This window comes from Kitasatospora sp. NPDC054768, assembly GCF_053612025.1.
This window is the reverse complement of the sequence record NZ_JBSHBN010000188.1, coordinates 1-16,960: the sequence shown is the minus strand read 5'-3', so window position 1 is coordinate 16,960 and position 16,960 is coordinate 1. Positions and strand designations below refer to the sequence as shown.

General features: G+C 72.3%; 16 protein-coding genes and 2 tRNA genes. 4 read left to right on the top strand and 14 right to left on the bottom strand.

The window, feature by feature from the left end; genetic code table 11:
• Positions 1–113 precede the first annotated feature (113 nt).
• The 6 genes from pdxS to pgsA all read right to left on the bottom strand — a co-directional run bounded on the left by pdxS (position 114) and on the right by pgsA (position 5,062).
• Positions 114–1,025 carry a pyridoxal 5'-phosphate synthase lyase subunit PdxS gene (gene pdxS / locus ACWGKU_RS35810; protein ID WP_359914516.1) on the bottom strand — a complete coding sequence of 304 codons (912 nt, stop codon included), beginning with the start codon at positions 1,023–1,025 and terminating at the stop codon, positions 114–116.
• 129 nt (positions 1,026–1,154) lie between these two features.
• Positions 1,155–1,700, bottom strand: a complete 546-nt coding sequence (locus ACWGKU_RS35805) for a hypothetical protein (RefSeq protein ID WP_380546483.1) — start codon at positions 1,698–1,700, stop codon at positions 1,155–1,157.
• Positions 1,701–1,729: 29 nt separating this feature from the next.
• Positions 1,730–2,098 (bottom strand): 5-carboxymethyl-2-hydroxymuconate Delta-isomerase, encoded by a 369-nt coding sequence (locus ACWGKU_RS35800; RefSeq protein WP_359914511.1) that lies wholly within the window; start codon positions 2,096–2,098, stop codon positions 1,730–1,732.
• Positions 2,099–2,201: 103 nt separating this feature from the next.
• The gene (locus tag ACWGKU_RS35795) at positions 2,202–3,383 is read right to left on the bottom strand and encodes a glycosyltransferase family 4 protein (protein ID WP_452179910.1); all 1,182 of its coding nucleotides are present in this window, start codon (positions 3,381–3,383) and stop codon (positions 2,202–2,204) included.
• A gap of 52 nt (positions 3,384–3,435) precedes the next feature.
• A complete protein-coding gene (locus tag ACWGKU_RS35790; RefSeq protein ID WP_452179911.1) occupies positions 3,436–4,398 on the bottom strand; it encodes a phosphatidylinositol mannoside acyltransferase in 963 nt (320 codons plus the stop codon).
• 16 nt (positions 4,399–4,414) lie between these two features.
• Positions 4,415–5,062 (bottom strand): phosphatidylinositol phosphate synthase, encoded by a 648-nt coding sequence (gene pgsA, locus ACWGKU_RS35785; RefSeq protein ID WP_401043086.1) that lies wholly within the window; start codon positions 5,060–5,062, stop codon positions 4,415–4,417.
• 255 nt (positions 5,063–5,317) lie between these two features.
• On the opposite strand from pgsA, the gene ACWGKU_RS35780 reads away from it, so the two are divergent.
• On the top strand, positions 5,318–7,366 hold the full coding sequence (locus ACWGKU_RS35780) for an elongation factor G-like protein EF-G2 (protein ID WP_452179912.1): 2,049 nt from the start codon (positions 5,318–5,320) through the stop codon (positions 7,364–7,366).
• A 22-nt stretch (positions 7,367–7,388) separates the two neighbouring features.
• On the opposite strand, the gene ACWGKU_RS35775 is transcribed toward ACWGKU_RS35780, so the two are convergent.
• On the bottom strand, positions 7,389–7,814 hold the full coding sequence (locus ACWGKU_RS35775) for a thiol-disulfide oxidoreductase DCC family protein (RefSeq protein ID WP_452179913.1): 426 nt from the start codon (positions 7,812–7,814) through the stop codon (positions 7,389–7,391).
• Positions 7,815–8,009: 195 nt separating this feature from the next.
• Between ACWGKU_RS35775 and ACWGKU_RS35770 the strand changes: the two genes are divergently transcribed.
• Positions 8,010–9,656: a hypothetical protein gene (locus tag ACWGKU_RS35770; RefSeq protein WP_401049339.1), complete on the top strand. Its 1,647-nt coding sequence runs from the start codon at positions 8,010–8,012 to the stop codon at positions 9,654–9,656.
• A 69-nt stretch (positions 9,657–9,725) separates the two neighbouring features.
• Here the strand turns inward: ACWGKU_RS35770 and ACWGKU_RS35765 are convergent, their stop codons facing one another.
• From ACWGKU_RS35765 to ACWGKU_RS35750, 4 genes are all read right to left on the bottom strand, one after another.
• A complete protein-coding gene (locus ACWGKU_RS35765; RefSeq protein ID WP_380546494.1) occupies positions 9,726–10,286 on the bottom strand; it encodes an HIT family protein in 561 nt (186 codons plus the stop codon).
• A gap of 146 nt (positions 10,287–10,432) precedes the next feature.
• Positions 10,433–12,412 carry a threonine--tRNA ligase gene (gene thrS / locus ACWGKU_RS35760; RefSeq protein WP_401049337.1) on the bottom strand — a complete coding sequence of 660 codons (1,980 nt, stop codon included), beginning with the start codon at positions 12,410–12,412 and terminating at the stop codon, positions 10,433–10,435.
• Between the two features lie 88 nt (positions 12,413–12,500).
• Positions 12,501–13,664, bottom strand: coding sequence for a hypothetical protein (locus ACWGKU_RS35755; RefSeq protein ID WP_401049336.1), 1,164 nt, complete (start codon positions 13,662–13,664; stop codon positions 12,501–12,503).
• 32 nt (positions 13,665–13,696) lie between these two features.
• The gene (locus ACWGKU_RS35750) at positions 13,697–14,254 is read right to left on the bottom strand and encodes a DUF4365 domain-containing protein (RefSeq protein WP_359914486.1); all 558 of its coding nucleotides are present in this window, start codon (positions 14,252–14,254) and stop codon (positions 13,697–13,699) included.
• A 166-nt stretch (positions 14,255–14,420) separates the two neighbouring features.
• Between ACWGKU_RS35750 and ACWGKU_RS35745 the strand changes: the two genes are divergently transcribed.
• Positions 14,421–15,188 carry an exonuclease domain-containing protein gene (locus tag ACWGKU_RS35745; protein WP_380546500.1) on the top strand — a complete coding sequence of 256 codons (768 nt, stop codon included), beginning with the start codon at positions 14,421–14,423 and terminating at the stop codon, positions 15,186–15,188.
• 79 nt (positions 15,189–15,267) lie between these two features.
• Here ACWGKU_RS35745 and ACWGKU_RS35740 read toward each other — a convergent pair.
• The 3 genes from ACWGKU_RS35740 to ACWGKU_RS35730 all read right to left on the bottom strand — a co-directional run bounded on the left by ACWGKU_RS35740 (position 15,268) and on the right by ACWGKU_RS35730 (position 16,157).
• A tRNA-Val gene (locus tag ACWGKU_RS35740) sits at positions 15,268–15,339 on the bottom strand.
• Between the two features lie 209 nt (positions 15,340–15,548).
• Positions 15,549–15,620, bottom strand: a tRNA-Val gene (locus ACWGKU_RS35735).
• A 78-nt stretch (positions 15,621–15,698) separates the two neighbouring features.
• Positions 15,699–16,157, bottom strand: a complete 459-nt coding sequence (locus ACWGKU_RS35730) for a TIGR02611 family protein (RefSeq protein WP_452179914.1) — start codon at positions 16,155–16,157, stop codon at positions 15,699–15,701.
• 194 nt (positions 16,158–16,351) lie between these two features.
• On the opposite strand from ACWGKU_RS35730, the gene ACWGKU_RS35725 reads away from it, so the two are divergent.
• Entirely contained in the window at positions 16,352–16,765 is a 414-nt protein-coding gene (locus ACWGKU_RS35725) for an SsgA family sporulation/cell division regulator (RefSeq protein WP_030056266.1), read from the top strand.
• Positions 16,766–16,960 lie beyond the last annotated feature (195 nt).

Sequence of the window (16,960 nt, the reverse complement as noted above, 5' to 3'; positions counted from 1 at the left end):
ATACCCGCTGTGCACACGTAATAACCCAGAACACTCCCGTTCCCCGCCCCTCGGTGGGGGGCCCCGCCCCGCGCGGCGCCGGTCCGGCGCCCCGGCCCAGGACTACCGGGCGACTACCAGCCGCGCTTGGCGTAGCGCTCGGTCTCCGGCAGGGTGTCGCAGTTGATGCCGACCATGGCCTCGCCCAGGTTGCGGGACGCGTCCGCGATGACCTTCGGGTCGTCGAAGAAGGTGGTGGCCTTCACGATGGCGGCGGCGCGCTTGGCCGGGTCGCCCGACTTGAAGATGCCGGAGCCGACGAAGACGCCCTCGGCGCCCAGCTGGCGCATCAGCGCGGCGTCGGCCGGGGTGGCGACGCCACCGGCGGAGAACAGCACGACCGGCAGCTTGCCGAGCTCGGCGACCTCCTTGACCAGCTCGTACGGGGCGCGCAGCTCCTTGGCGGCGGCGTACAGCTCGTTGTTGTCCAGGGCGCGCAGCTGGCCGATCTCGTTCTTGATCTGGCGCAGGTGGCGGACGGCCTCGACGACGTTGCCGGTGCCGGCCTCGCCCTTCGAGCGGATCATGGCCGCGCCCTCGGCGATGCGGCGCAGGGCCTCGCCCAGGTTGGTGGCACCGCAGACGAAGGGGGTGGTGAAGGCGAACTTGTCCGAGTGGTTGACCTCGTCGGCCGGGGTCAGCACCTCGGACTCGTCGATGTAGTCGACGCCCAGCGACTGGAGCACCTGGGCCTCGACGAAGTGGCCGATGCGGGACTTGGCCATCACCGGGATGGAGACCGCGGCGATGATCTCCTCGATCATGTTCGGGTCGGACATGCGGGCCACGCCGCCGTCCTTGCGGATGTCCGCGGGGACCCGCTCCAGGGCCATGACGGCGACCGCGCCCGCGTCCTCGGCGATCTTGGCCTGCTCGGCGTTGACCACGTCCATGATCACACCGCCCTTGAGCTGCTCGGCCATGCCGCGCTTGACCCGGGCGGTGCCGATCTGCGGCTGGTCTGCGGTGGTGGGGGTGGTGGACACGTGAGACCTCACTCGAAGATGAATCAGTGCTATCGCCCTATGGTAGGCAGAACGGGTGACCCAACCATGCGCCACCAAGTCCAGCCAGGACGACGGGACACGACAAACGGGCCGTATCCGGGGGACACCTTAAGCAGGTGCCCCTTCGGGCGTGAGAGCGGGCGGCGGGGCATCGTCCATTTCGAACGCCAGCGGGAAGGGCGCCTTCCCCGCCAGCCGGAAGTACCGCACCAGCCGGTGCTCGCGCACCGCCCGGGCCGCCCGCACCGCGTCGTTGTGGAACCGGCGGGCCATCGGCACCCGCCGCACCGCGGCCGTCAGATCACGAACCGCGTCCTCGCCACCCGGCTCGGCCACCAGCGCCGCCATCTGCTCCGGCTCCTCGAACACCGCCCGCAGCGCCAGGCTCAGCTGGCTCTCCGCCACCTCGCGCTGCTCGTCCTCGGCCTGCCGGGCCGCGTGCGCCGCGTCCAGCAGCAGCAGCGAGGCCGCCGGATCCAGCAACGAGGACGTCGCCAGCTCCAACGCCACCGAGGCCCGGCGGACCAGCTGCGCGTCCAGCGCCGCCCGGGCGGCGTCGATCCGGGCGTGCAGCCGGTCCAGACGACCGGCCGTCCAACTCAGGTACATGCCGAACAGCACCACGGCCACGCCGGCCCAGATCCAGGTAGTCACGGGCCGCTACGTTACCGGGTGTCACCGGTTCAGCCCTGGGCGGTCGCGTTCCGGTAGCTCTCCCGGTCGATGTCCGCGATGTTCACCGCCGTGAACAGCCGGGTACCCGGCCGCGGCCGGACGTACTGCGCCAGCAGCGCCAACACGCCCTCGCTCAGCGCCGCCTTCGCCTCCGGCGAACGGCCCGGGAAGATCTGGAACTCCACGAACACCTGGGCGTCGGCGGCCGCCCCGCTGGTACCGACCACCAGCACCTCGCTCTGCCGGAACACCGTCTTGCAGGACTCCGGCTTCGCGTCGATCGTCGCCTCCGCCAGCCGGTTGATCGCCAGGCCGAGGCCCCGGCGGTCGAAGGTTCCGGCCAGGCCGGCCGAGTAGTCGACGGAGATCTGCGGCATCGTTGCCCCCGTGGATCGCAGTGGTACGGACGCCCGACCCTAACGCCACCGGCACCCCGGCCCGCCGCGCGGGACCGGTCCCGGACCGAACCGCCGCGGCGGATCAGTCCCGGGCCAGCCCGAACCGGCGCCGCCCGCCGCGCACGTCCTCCTCGACCACCGCCGCCTCGCCGGCCGTCACCGTCTCGTACACCGCCAGGATGTCCGCGCCCACCGTCGACCAGTCGAACCGCCGCACATGCCGCGAGGCCGCCTCCCGCAGGTCCTCCAGCCGCGCCGGATCACCCAGCAGCCGCAGCGCCGTACGGGCCAGCGCGTCCGCGTCCTCCACCGGGAACAGCTCGCCCGCGTCGCCGCCGTCCAGCACCTGCTTGAACGCGTCCAGATCGCTCGCCAGCACCGGCGCGCCCGCCGACATCGCCTCGACCAGGATGATCCCGAAGCTCTCGCCCCCGGTGTTCGGCGCCACGTACAGGTCCACGCTGCGCAGCAGCCGGGCCTTGTCCCGGTCGCTCACCATGCCGAGGAACTCCACCTGTCGGCGCACCTCGGGCGCCAGGCCCGCGACGGCCTCCTCCTCGTCGCCCTTGCCCGCCACCAGCAGCCGCACCCCCGGCCGCTCCGCCAGGATCCCCGGCAGCGCCGCCAGCAGCGTCGGCAGGCCCTTGCGCGGCTCGTTGATCCGGCCGATGAAGCCGATCGTGCCCGGCTCCCCCTTCGCCGCGCCGCCGGTCCACCGCTCGTCCGGCTCGGCCGCCGCGAAGAACCCCACGTCCACGCCGTTCGGGATCACCACCGCGTCCCCGCCCAGGTGCTCCACCAGGGTGCGCCGGGCGTACTCCGACACCGCGATCCGGGCCCGCATCTTCTCCAGCCCCGGCTGGAGGATCGGCGAGGCCGCGATCATCACCCGCGAACGCGGGTTGGAGGTGTGGAAGGTCCCCACCATCGGCCCGGTCGCCGACCAGGCGGCCAGCATCGACAGGCTCGGCGCGGCCGGCTCGTGCACGTGCAGGATGTCGAAGCGCCCGTCGTGCAGCCAGCGCCGCACCCGGGCCGCCGACAGGATCCCGAAACTCAGCCGCGCCACCGACCCGTTGTACGGCACCGCCACCGACCGCCCGGCCGGGACCACGTACGGCGGCAGCGCCTCGTCGTCCTCGGCCGGCGCCAGCACCGACACCTCGTGCCCCAGACCGATCAGGTGCTCGGCCAGGTCCCGGATGTGGAACTGGACCCCACCGGGGACGTCCCAGTCGTACGGGCAGACGATGCCGATCTTCACGGGTTCCTCAAGCTCCTTCGGACAGTGGTGCGGGCGGGCAGGACGGAACGGCTCAGGACCCGGAGGCCTCGGCCGCGGGCTCCGGGACCGCCTCCGCGCGCTCCGCGGGCGCCGCCTTCACCGTCTCACGGACCGGCAGGTCGGCCAGCCAGAACTTCTGCAGCATGTGCCAGTCCTGCGGGTGCTCGCGGATGCTCCGCTCCCACACCTGCGCCATCGCCTGGGTCATCGCCCGGGTGCGCTCCTTGCGGTCGCCCTCCTCGGGCACCGGCACCTCGGGATGGATCCGCGCCCGCAGCACCGGGCCGTCGTACCAGAGCGTCACCGGCAGCAGCGCCGCCCCGGTGCGCTGGCACAGCGCCGCCGGACCGGCCGGCATCCGGGTCGGCTCACCGAAGAACGACACCCCGATGCCCGCCTCCGACAGGTCCCGGTCCCCCACCAGGCAGACCAGCCGGCCCTCGCGCAACCGCCGCGCCAGCGTGCCGATCACGTTCACCGAACCGCCGGTCAGCGCCAGGACCTCCATGCCCAGGCCCTCCCGGAACGCCACGAACCGGTCGAACAGCCGCTCCGGCTTCAACCGCTCCGCGACCGTGGTGAACGGGTAGCCCTGCTGCGCCACCCAGGCCCCCGCGAGGTCCCAGTTGCCCATGTGCGGCAGCGCTATCATCGCGCCCCGCCCCGCCTCCAACGACTCCCGCAGGTGCTCGAAGCCCTCCACCCGGACGTCCCGGGCCACCCGCTCCCGGCTCCACACCGGCAGCCGGAACGACTCCATCCAGTACCGCAGGTACGAGCGCATCCCGGCCCGGGACAGCTCCCGCACCGCGGCCTCGTCCAGGCCCGGACGGACCCGGCGCAGATTCGCCTCCAGCTGGAGCACCCGCTTGCCGCGCTTGCGCCACGCGTAGTCCGCCAGCCGGTCGAACAGCCCCCGGGCCACCCGCTCCGGCAGGTGCTTCAGCAGCCCCCACCCCAGCGCGTACGCCCAGTACACCAGTCGGTCCGTCACCGCAGGACGCCCCCCATCAGCTCCCGGCCGCCGCTCGGTCGGCCTCGAACGCCTCCCGGCGCACGGTCAGCATCCGCTGGAACACCGTCACCAGGCTGCCCGCCGCCACCAGCCACAACGCCACCGGCAGCAGCCACTCCACGTACGGCACACCGAATGTGTGCAGACCCGCGACCCCGGCCGCCACCAGGCTGGCCACCAGCCGCTCGGCCCGCTCCACCAGCCCCGACACGTCGCACGGCAGGCCCTGGCTCTCCGCCCGCGCCTTCGTGTACGACACCACCAGACCGCTCGCCAGGCAGAAGATCGCCACCGCACAGAGCAGGTTGTTGTCACCCTTGCCCGCGTACCACATCGCCAGACCGCCGAAGATCGCCGCATCGGCGACCCGGTCCAGGGTGGAGTCGAGGAACGCCCCCCACTTCGTGCTCCGGCCCAGCTGGCGGGCCATGTTCCCGTCCACCAGGTCCGAGAAGATGAACAGCGTGATCGTGATGGTGCCCCAGAAGAACTCCCCGCGCGGGAAGAACACCAGCGCACCGGCCACCGAGCCGGCGGTACCGATCAGCGTCACGGCGTCCGGGCTCACGCCCAGCCGGATCAGGAACGCGGCGAACGGGGTCAGGACACGTGTGAAGAAGGCACGCGCGTATTTGTTGAGCATGGCCTTCCCAGCCGCTCCGATCTCCCAGATACCCGCCTGGCGCAGAACGCGCGGCAGACGGCCGGGCGGATCAGCCCGTCCGGCCCACCCATCGTAGCCAGGCCGAGGACACGCTCCGGCGCACGCACCGCCGGACACCGCCCCCGCCACGCCGTGCACACGCACGATCACCGATCGGCCGTACGACACGCGCCACTTCGACACCCGACCCTAGACTGCGATGGACAAGCCTCGGCGCCACGGGAGGAGACCCCGATGCCCGACCGCAGCACGGCACGAGCCGGCCAGGCACCCGCCGTCACCGGCCCGAAGGATCTGCGCAACGTCGTCCTCATCGGCCCCAGCGGTGTGGGCAAGACCACCCTCGCCGAATCCCTCGCCCTCGCCGCCGGCGCCACCGGCCGGGCCGGCCGCGTCACCGACGGCACCACCGTCTCCGACCACGAGGACATCGAGCACCAGCAGCAGCGCTCCGTCCAGCTCTCGCTCCTCCCGCTCGAATGGAAGGGCGTCAAGATCAACCTGATCGACCCGCCCGGCCACCCCGACTTCGCCGCCGACCTGCGCGCCGCCCTGCACGCCGCCGACGCCGCCGTCTTCGTCGTCTCCGCCACCGACCCGGTCACCGCCCCCACCCGCGCCCTGTGGCGCGAATGCGCCGCCGAAGGCATCCCCCGCGCCATCGCCGTCGCCAAACTCGACCTCGCCCACACCGGCTTCGACGACATCCTCACCGCCTGCCACGACGCCTTCGGACTCGGCCCGGACACCCTGCGCCCGCTCTTCCTGCCCGTCCACCACGACGGACACCCCGACGGCAGCGTCGACCTCCTCACCGGCGACACCTACGGCGACGCCGACCCCCTGCCCGACACCGCCCCCGCCCACGACAGCCTCGTCGAAGCCATCTCCGGCCAGGACGACACCCTCATGGAGCGCTACCTCTCCGGCGACACCCTCGACACCGACTCCCTCGAAGCCGGCCTGCGCCGCGAGGTCCTCTCCTGCGCCCTCCACCCCGCCGTCCCCACCAGCGAGAACGGCCTCGGCGCCGCCGAACTCCTCGACCTCGTCGCGCACACCTTCCCCGACCCCACCGAACGCACCCGCCCCGCCCCCGAGTGCGACCCCGACGCCCCGCTCGCCGCCCAGGTCGTCCGCGTCACCGGCGACGCCTACGTCGGACGGATCAGCCTGCTGCGCCTGTACGCCGGCACCCTGCGCCCCGACACCAGGATCCACCTCGTCGGCCCCGCCCACACCGCCGACCAGAACGGCGACGAACGCGTCACCGCCCTCTCCAGCCCCTTCGGCAAGGCGCAGCGCCCCGTCCCGCACGCCGTCGCCGGCGACCTCGTCTGCGCCGCCAAACTCACCACCGCCCGCGCCGGCGACATCGTCCACGACCCCGGCCACCCCGTCGCCCTCGACGGCTGGACCCTCCCCGAGCCGCTCCTCCCGATCGCCGTCGAGGCCCACAGCAAGGCCGACGACGACAAGCTCTCCCAGGCCCTCGCCCGCCTCACCGCCGAGGACCCGGCGCTACGCCTGGAACAGAACCCCGACACCCACCAGCTCGTCCTCTGGTGCACCGGCGAGGCCCACGCCGACGTCGTCCTCGACCGCCTCCGCACCCGCCACGGCGTCCACGTCGACATCGTCGAACCCAAGGTCGCCCTGCGCGAGACCTTCGGCACCGCCGCCGGCGGCCACGGCCGCCTGGTCAAGCAGTCCGGCGGCCACGGCCAGTACGCCATCTGCGACCTGGAGGTCGAACCGCTCCCCGCCGGCTCCGGCTTCGAGTTCCAGGAGCACGTCGTCGGCGGCTCCGTCCCCAAGCACTTCATCCCGTCCGTCGAGAAGGGCGTCCGCGCCCAGCTCGCCAAGGGCGTCACCACCGGGTACCCGCTCGTCGACGTCCGGGTCACCCTCACCGACGGCAAGGCGCACTCCGTCGACTCCTCCGACGCGTCCTTCCAGAACGCCGCCGCCCTCGCCCTGCGCGACGCCGCCGAGCACGCCGTCATCCGCCTGCTCGAACCCGTCGCCGCCGTCAGCGTCCTGCTCCCCGACGACTACCTCGGCGCCGTCCTCGGCGACCTCTCCGCCCGCCGCGGCCGCGTCCTCGGCAGCGAGACCGGCGGCACCGGCCTCACCCTGCTGCGCGCCGAGGTCCCCGAGCTCGAACTCGTCCGCTACCCGATCGACCTGCGCTCGCTCACCCACGGCACCGCCGAGTTCTCCCGCGCCTACCTGCGCCACGAACCCATGCCCCCCGCCCTCGCCCAGCGCTACACCGACTGAGCGGCCCCACGGCCGGGCGGCCTCACGGCCGGACGGGCTTCCGGGCCGGCAGCTCGCACGCCGCCGTCCCCCCCGGCATCCGGTGCCGGTTGCGCGCCACCCAGCGGTAGGCCAGCCCCGCGAGCGGCCGCACCGGCGCCGCCGTCAACACAGCGCCCAGGTACGCCCACACTCCGCCGGAGCGCATCAGAAGCCGCGCAACCGCCTGCGCGCCCCCGTACACCCGGCCGCTCGGCGTCACCCAGAGCACCTCGCGCTCCGCCCGCTCCGCCGACACCTCGCCCCGGCCGCCCGCGTACCCGTCCAGGCCCGCCAGATCCGCGAACTGGAACGGCACCGCCTCCCAGCCCCCCGAGGCCAGCGTCTGTCGCAGGTACCGCTCCGACCAGCGCACGCAGGACGAACAGAACGAACAGTCCCCGTCGTAGACCAGCACCGGATCCTTCACGGCCGCTCCCCTTTCCTCGCTCCCACCGTCCATCCTGCCCCACCTCCCCCATCCTCCTCGCGACGGGTATCGACCCGCCCGAAGCTGGGCATCATGCCCCTCAGGCCTCCGGTGACGGTACTTCAGACGATCATCCGCGCGGGGGTGCCACGGCACGGTAACCTGCCGCTGACAAGGGGAGGAGGGGACGCCACCGTGACCACACTCGACATGACCCCGGGTGCGCAGATACCCCGGACCGACGCCGGCCCGCAGACCGCCATCACCCAGGGACTCTCCTCGACCGCGTACCGCGACGGCGAGATCAAGGGCTTCGTCGGCGCCGTCACCGACGCCACCGAGAAGAAGGGCCGCTTCGCGCTCTTCCGCCCCAACCTCGGCGAGGCCTTCAGCAAGGCGCTGATCTCCCGTGCCCTGGGCGGCGGCCGCAAACCCATCGTCCCGGCCTTCGGAGTCGACACCCGCCAGGTCGTCGAACACTGCCTGGCCGCCGAGGAACTGCGCAACACCCGCGACCGGCAACTCAGCACCGTCTCCATCGCCACCGGTGTGCTCTTCCTCCCCGGCACCCTGATCTGGCTCGGCGCCTTCCAGCTCCGTGCCTGGCTCAAGCGGGACAACCCGAAGAACGCGGCCGTCTACGGCGGCATCGTGCTCGCCGCGACCGCCGCCCTCGCCGTCCTGCTCGCGCTGCGCCCGCCGGCCAGCGGCTTCATCGGCGTCTACCTGCGCGTGACCATGCTCGCCCCGGTCGTCGGCTGGTACCTCGCCCGCCGGATCGTCGAGCGCTCCGCCAAGGACCTGCGCTCCCGCTGGCAGGCGCTGGTCGAGGGCAGCGTGGTGGCCGCCTCCGTCGCCAAGGCCGTCCCCCGGGACGACCTCGACAAGAAGGCCGCCGACCTGCGCGACAAGCTCGGCCGCCTGGACGCCGAGCAGGAGACCAACATCCACCACTACGCCGGCCCCAAGGGCATCCTCGGTGCCGGCCGCCGCTGGGGCGAATGGCGCCTCGCCGACACCCTCCACCCCGCGGAGGGCCACGTCGACTTCCGCGCCTTCCACCCCTGGGACCTGATCCGCCGGATCTCCTCCCACCTCAAGGGCCTCGGCGTCAGCCACGTCGCCAACAGCGGCATGCCCAACGTCGCCATCAAGCAGTGGGTGGTCTTCGACATCGGCGAGGGCGCCGACGAGATCAGCCGCCCCGGCAACGCCGACATGGACGGCGACCGGATGCGCGACTTCGCCGTGCAGAGCGTCGCCGACAAGCAGACCTTCTCCGGCGGCCCCCGGCACTACCTCGCCACCCAGTTCATCACCCACGACGGCAAGCTGGTCCTCACCTTCACCGTCACCGTCACCCTGCTCGCCAACGTCCTGAACATCACCGTGTCCGGCTACGCGCTCGGCCCGGTCAAGGGCGTCTTCTTCGACAAGCCCAAGGACAAGGAGAAGTCGGTCGCCAAGACCGTGCGGTTCTGGGAGGAGCGCACCGTCAAGCTCCCCCTGATCGACAACGACGAGGTCGTCCGCCAGGCCGTCCGCGCCCCCTTCTACCGGATGCCCGGCCTGCTCGGCTGGCTCGGCGGCGGACTCGGCCTGCCCGAGCCCTTCGGGCTGCGGCACATCTGGGCAGGCCGCGCCTGGGAGAACCGCTCCATGGTCGACAACGCCCAGAACGCCGCCGTCCCGGTGCTCGCGGCGGTCCACGCCGCCACGCTGGAGTTCCTGGAGGAGCACGACCTGGACGCCGACCGCTTCTTCAAGAACCGCACCTCGATCATCAAGTCCGAGGCGCAGAGCCCCCGCCCCTACGACGTCGACACCTTCAACGCCGGCTGATCCGGCGCAGCGCATGCGGGAGGGCCCCACCGAGGATCTCGGTGGGGCTCTCCCGCGTTGTTCCTCGGATCAGCCCTGCGGCCAGGCCTCGGCCAGCATCTTCCGGGTGTCCGCCAGCAGCTGCGGCAGCACCTTGGTGTGGCCGACCACCGGCATGAAGTTGGTGTCCCCGCCCCAGCGCGGCACCACGTGCTGGTGCAGGTGCGCCGCGATCCCGGCCCCGGCCGCCGCGCCCTGGTTCATCCCGATGTTGAACCCGTGCGCCCCGGAGGCCGCCCGCAGCGCCGTCATCGCCTTCTTGGTGAAGTCCGCGAGCTCGGCCGTCTCGGCCTCGTCCAGGTCGGTGTAGTCGGCGACGTGCCGGTACGGGACCACCATCAGGTGCCCGCCGTTGTACGGGTACAGGTTCAGCACCGCGAACACGGCACTCCCCCGGGCGATGATCAGCCCGTCCTCGTCACTCAGGGACGGGATCGAGCAGAACGGACAACCGTCGTCCGGAGCCGGGCCGGTGGGCTTGTTCTCACCCTGGATGTACGCCATCCGATGAGGCGTCCACAAGCGGCGGAAGCCGTCCGGCTCACCGACGCCCCGCTGAAGTTCCGGCTCAGTCGTCATGCTGATCAGCATATTCGCCCGACGGTGCTTGCAAAGCCGCGCGGGGCAGACTCATCGAGAGCCTGCCCCGCGCTGTCCCCGCGAACGCGGGGCCGAGATCCCGGCAATGGCGTCCTCGACCGGAACGCCAGAGATACCCCGCCCAGGCGGGGCCCGCGTCACACCTGGATGCGACTCTTCACCGCATCCACGATCTCCTGAACCGCGTCCGCCAGCGGAACGCCGTTCTTCTGTTCGCCGTTGCGGTAGCGGAACGACACCGCCCCCGCCTCGACGTCGTCGTTGCCGGCGATCAGCATGAACGGCACCTTGGTCTTCTGTGCGTTCCTGATCTTCTTCTGCATGCGGTCGTCCGAGGTGTCGACCTCGACCCGGATCCCGTGCTTCTTCAGCTCGGCCGCGACCTCCAGCAGGTACGGCACGTGCTCGTCGGTGATCGGGATGCCGGTGACGGTGACCGGGGCCAGCCACGGCGGCATGGCGCCGGCGTAGTGCTCCAGCAGCACCGCGAAGAAGCGCTCGATCGAGCCGAACAGCGCCCGGTGGATCATGACCGGCCGCTGGCGCGAGCCGTCCGCCGCGGTGTACTCCAGGTCGAAGCGCTCGGGCAGGTTGAAGTCCAGCTGGATGGTGCTCATCTGCCAGGTGCGGCCGATGGCGTCCCGCGCCTGCACCGAGATCTTCGGGCCGTAGAAGGCCGCGCCACCCGGGTCCGGCACCAGCGGCAGGCCCTGCTTCTCGGCCACGCTCGCCAGGACGGCGGTGGCCTCCTCCCAGGTCTCGTCGCTGCCGACGTACTTGACCGGGTCCTTGGTCGACAGCTCCAGGTAGAAGTCGGTCAGACCGTAGTCGCGGAGCAGGTTGAGCACGAAGGTCAGCGTGGAGTCGAGCTCCTCCGCCATCTGCTCGCGGGTGCAGTAGATGTGCGCGTCGTCCTGCGTGAAGCCGCGGGCACGGGTCAGGCCGTGCACGACGCCGGACTTCTCGTAGCGGTACACCGTCCCGAACTCGAAGAGGCGCAGCGGCAGTTCACGGTACGAGCGGCCGCGCGCGTCGAAGATCAGGTTGTGCATCGGGCAGTTCATCGGCTTGAGGTAGTAGTCCACGCCCTCGTCGAGCTGCATGGGCGGGTACATACCGTCCGCGTACCAGTCGAGGTGGCCGCTCTTCTCGAAGAGCTTCCCCTTGGTGGCGTGCGGGGTGTAGACGAACTCGTAGCCCTCCTCCTCGTGCCGCTTGCGCGAGTAGTCCTCCATGGCCCGGCGGATGATGCCGCCCTTGGGGTGGAAGACGGCGAGGCCGGAGCCGATCTCCTCGGGGATGGAGAAGAGGTCGAGCTCGTTGCCGAGCTTGCGGTGGTCGCGCTTCTCGGCCTCGACGAGGAAGTCGAGGTGGGCCTTGAGCTCGTCCTTGGTCGGCCAGGCGGTGCCGTAGATGCGCTGCAGCATGGGGTTCTTCTCGCTGCCGCGCCAGTAGGCGGCCGCGTTGCGCATCAGCTTGAACGCCGGGATGTTCCGGGTGCTGGGCAGGTGCGGGCCGCGGCAGAGGTCGCCCCAGCACTGCTCGCCGGTCTTGGCGTCCAGGTTGTCGTAGATGGTGAGCTCGCCGGCGCCGACCTCGACGTCGGCACCCTCGCCGGCGGTGGCGGCGGAACCCTTGAGGCCGATCAGTTCGAGCTTGTACGGCTCGGCGGCCAGCTCCTCGCGGGCGGACTCGTCGGTGACCACGCGGCGGGAGAACTTCTGCCCGCGCTTGATGATCTCCTGCATCTTCTTCTCGATGGCCTTGAGGTCATCGGGGTGGAAGGGCTTCTCGACGTCGAAGTCGTAGTAGAAACCGTCCTTGACCGGCGGGCCGATGCCCAGCTTGGCCTCGGGGTAGAGCTGCTGCACGGCCTGGGCCATGACGTGCGCGGTGGAGTGGCGCAGGATGTCGAGGCCGTCCTTGCTGCCGATCTCGACCGGCTCGACCTCGTCGCCGTCCTGGACGGCGTAGGCGAGGTCCTTGAGCTGGCCGCCGACGCGGGCGGCGATGATCGAGCGGTCGTCGGCGAAGAGCTCGGCGGCCGTGGTGCCCGTCGTCACCACGCGCTCTTCCCGATCGGGTTCGCGGCTGATGATTACCCGGACGTCCGTCACCGGTCTCTCCTGACGTGCTGGATTTCAGAGGACGCAACACTGCGCTGCGCGTGACGATGGTACCGAGAGCGCCGCCCCCGCCGTCCACCTACGCCCCTTCCCCCTCTCGCTCCGCCTTCTCCCCGAGCGCCTTCAGCAGCCGCTCGCGGTCCCCTTCCTCCCAGCCGCGGAGTTCCAGTCCGTGCGGGCGGGTCAGCCGGCGGAAGCCGCCGTGCCGGTCCAGCCGGCCGGAGACCCGGACCGGCAGGCCCGCGAGGTGGGCCTCGGCGGCGAGCCGGTAGTCGGGGTCGGGCAGGCGGAGCTTGAGCTCGCGGACCTCGGCGCCGGTGAGCACCCGCAGTCGTACCGAGCCGGGACCGGCCGGGTCGGCGCGCTTGAGCCGGGTGACCACGCCGACCACGGTGACGTCGACGGCGGGCTCGATCCGTTCCAGCAGGTCGGCGGCCTCCGCCAGGGCGGGCAGGTCGCCGGGCGAGAAGTCGAGGTCGATCCGGCGGTCCCCGAAGCCGCCCGGGGTCCCGGCGGCGGGCGACCACGCGACGCTGAGCCGGGCGGCCGTCGCGTCGCGCACCAGCTCCTCGACGGACCGGACGAGCTCCCGGCTGACCCCGGCCCGGACGGCGTTCCCGAAGGCCTCGGGCCCGCCGCTGACCCGGCGGTAGTCGACGGCGTCGCGCAGTGCCTCCAGGGCGCGGACCAGGGTGGTGACGGCGGCGCGGCCCTCGGGGGCGGGGGTGTGGGCGGTGAGCACGGCGCCCTGTTCGACCAGCAGGACGCGGTCCAGGAAGTCCCCGGCGAGGGCGTCCAGCCGGGCGCCGAAGTAGCCGGCCCTGGTGCGGGCCGCCTTGGCGCCTGCGGCGAGCATCCCGCGGGCGGCCCGCCGGAGCCGCTCGGCCTCGTCCCAGGGGGTGGCCCCGGCGGGGCCGGACGGTTCGCGGTGCCAGCGCAGTTCGTCGCCGGGGACGGTGAGGGCGAGCAGGATCGAGCGGGCGGAGGGGGTGCGGGAGCGGGAGAGCGCGGTGACGGCGTCGGCGAGGAGTTCGACGGCGTCGTCGAAGCCGTCCCCGGCCGGGACGAGCAGGCTGGTGCCGGGCTCGTCGTCGGGCGGGGTCCAGCGTCCGTACCGGGCGGCCGGTCCGCCGCGGCGGACCCAGCCGTGCCGGGCGAGCAGGGTGGCCAGGACCGTCGGGTCGACGGTGGCCGGGTCGGGCAGGGGCCGGGCCGGTTCGCCCGGTGCGTGCGGCGGTGTCATGGGTCCGGTTCCTCCCTGCCGGGCCCGGGCCGTCACGGGCTGCCGCCCGCGCCGACCCGGGCCATGATGTCGCAGAGCGCGCGGTCGTCGAAGACCTTGGCGGTGGGCACCCGGACGTTGGTGCGCCGCTGCCCGGTGACCGGGTGGCCGGCCAGGTTGACCCAGTAGCAGCAGTGCCGCAGTTCCAAGGCGTCCGGGCGGGCCCGCAGCCACTGGTCGACCCGGCGCGGCAGCAGCAGCACGACCAGGATCCGCGGCACGGCGACCCGGGGCCGGGCGAGCTTGCGCAGGTGGTCGTTGTCCAGGGTGAAGCTGAAGAACGGCCCGGCCGGGTCGGGCGCGACCTGCTGGGTGGCCTTGAGCTGGATCTTGACGGTGACCTCGTCGTCCACCTCGTGCGCCCGGGAGCCGTGGCTGACGTGCCAGTCGATGCCGTTGTCCGGGAACGGCTGGGAGAGCGAGCAGCCGGCCGCGGCGGCGACCGCGTGCAGGTAGCCGACCTGCAGGGTCTCCATGCAGGCGGTGACCGCGAGGTTCCCGCGCAGTACGGCCGCCGCCGCCTCCTCGGGCTGCGGCTGGGTCAGTGCCATCGCCCCGTGCCCTCCCCCGGTTCCGGGCCCGTCCCGCTCCGGACGGGCCGGTCGATTCGAACGGGACAGTCATGGGCAGGATCCCCGGCCGGGCTTGGGCCAAACGGGTTGAAGGGGCGTCAGAACCGGGTATCAACCGGGCGCAACGCTCGTCTGAGGGGCAGTCATGCAGCAGCACTGGTACACCGGCCCGCTCGCCTCCTTCGACACCGAGACGACCGGCGTGGACGTGGAGAACGACCGGATCGTCTCCGCCGCCCTGGTCGTCCAGCTCGCGCCGGGCGAGCCGGCCCGGACCACGACCTGGCTCGCCGATCCGGGGGTTCCGATCCCGGACGGCGCCCGCGCGGTGCACGGCATCACCGACGAGCAGGTGCGCGCCCACGGCCGCCCGGCCCGCACGGTGGTGGCGGAGGTCACCCGGGCGCTGGCGGCCGAGGCGCGGGCCGGGCGTCCGGTGGTGGTGATGAACGCGCCCTACGACCTGACGCTGCTGGACCGGGAACTGCGCCGCCATCACGGGCTGACGCTGACCGCGGGGCTGGCGGCGTCCGGGCTGGTGGTGCTGGATCCCCGGGTGCTGGACAAGCACGTGGACCGCTACCGCAAGGGCCGCCGGACACTGACCGACCTGTGCGCCCACTACGGCGTCGTCCTGGCCGGGGCGCACGACGCGGCGGCGGACGCGGCGGCGGCACTGGCGCTGACCCGGCGGATCGGCTCCCGCTACCCGGCGGCGCTCGGCGGGCTGTCGGCGGCGGAGCTGCACCTGCGGCAGGCGGTCTGGCACGCGGCGCAGGCACGCGGGCTGCAGAACTGGTTCGACCGCTCGGGGACGCCGGAGCGGGTGGACCTGTCCTGGCCGCTGCGGCCGGCCCGGTGCGGATGCGGGCGCCGGCTGGAGCCGGAGCACCGTTGCGAGGCGGCGGCGTGACGCGCGGCCCGGCGTTCCGGGCCCGAAACGCGCCGCAGGCCCTGACCGGTTTCCTGGTCAGGGCCTGCGTGCTGTCCGGTGGGCGATACTGGGATCGAACCAGTGACCCCTTCGGTGTGAACGAAGTGCTCTCCCGCTGAGCTAATCGCCCGGGCAACGAGAAGAACTCTAGCACCATTCGGGGCCGGTCGTACAACTCGCCCGTTCCGGGTACCGCCGACGCCTCCGCAGAACTCGCGCCCCGCAGGGAAGGTGACTGTCCCTCAGCCGATTACCGGCGGCCCTTCAGGCGGATTCCGGAAATACACGTGAGGCCCAGCCGATAATCGGCTGGGCCTCACGTATCACAATGCATTCCGGTGGGCGATACTGGGATCGAACCAGTGACCCCTTCGGTGTGAACGAAGTGCTCTCCCGCTGAGCTAATCGCCCGGGTGCAGAGAAAACATTACCGCATCCCGGAGGGTGCTCCGAACACGCTCCCCGCCCGCGGCCCCGCGTCCGGGCGGGTCAGCTCCCGTCCAGCTGCCAGGGGGCGGCCAGGCCGTAGCGGGCGAAGTACCAGCCGCCCACCCCGACGAGGGCGGCCAACCCGATCGCGGTGAGCGTCAGGTTGCGGCGGCGCACCCGCGGGTCCATGGCCCGCTGGGCGGCCTCGGCGACCTTGCCGCGGGTCCAGCGCAGGGCCAGCTGGGCCCAGACGAACTCGGTCGCCCAGATCCCCATGCCCAGGAAGATCACCAGCCAGCCGGGGCCGGGCAGCGGCAGCATGATCAGCCCGAGCACCACCACGGCGAGGCCCGCCAGGAAGATCGCCACCTGCCAGACCCGGTGCAGCGCGGGCGAGCGGCGGACGAAGGCCGGGGCCCGCGATCCGACCGCCCGTCCGCCGTCGACGGCCGCGTCAACCGCCACAGCCGCTTCACCCGTTCCCGTGTTCCCGGCCGTCTTGTCGTTTCGCACAGTCATGCCAGGAAACTAACCAAGAAGCGCCGGGTAATGCCCGGCCCGGCCGCTGCGGGGCGATTCCGCAATGCGCCGTAAGGGGTACGACTCGCGCCCGAATCGGGACAGAGGGGTTTACATCGGTCTTGGGGGTGGGATGGTCCGTTCGCCGACGTGCGATTCCCCGAGCGCACACTGAGCGAAAGGCCATGGCGCTTATGAACACCACGGTCAGCTGCGAGCTGCACCTGCGCCTCATCGTGTCCAGCGAGTCATCACTGCCCGTCCCCGCGGGCCTGCGCTACGACACCGCCGACCCCTATGCCGTGCACGCCACGTTCCACACAGGCGCCGACGAGACCGTGGAGTGGGTGTTCGCCCGAGATCTCCTCGCGGAGGGGCTGCACCGACCCACTGGTACCGGCGACGTCCGGGTGTGGCCGTCGCGCAGCCACGGGCAAGGGGTGGTCTGCATCGCACTGAGCTCTCCGGAAGGAGAAGCCCTGCTGGAGGCCCCGGCCCGAGCGCTTGAGTCGTTCCTCAAGCGGACGGACGCCGCGGTGCCCCCCGGCACCGAACACCGTCACTTCGACCTCGACCGGGAGCTGTCCCACATCCTCGCCGAAAGCTGACCCCGTCCGGAGGCGGTCACGCCCCGCCGACGGCGGGGCCCTACCCCCTGCCTCATCGCAGCCGTCCTACTCGGGGGCACGGCAGCGGACTCAGCCGCGCACGACGCGGTCTCGGGGCCGGTGAGCGGCTCCGCTCCCACCGGAGCGGGTCCACAGCACCGCAGGCGCCCGGCACCGAGGCCGGCCATCCTCACG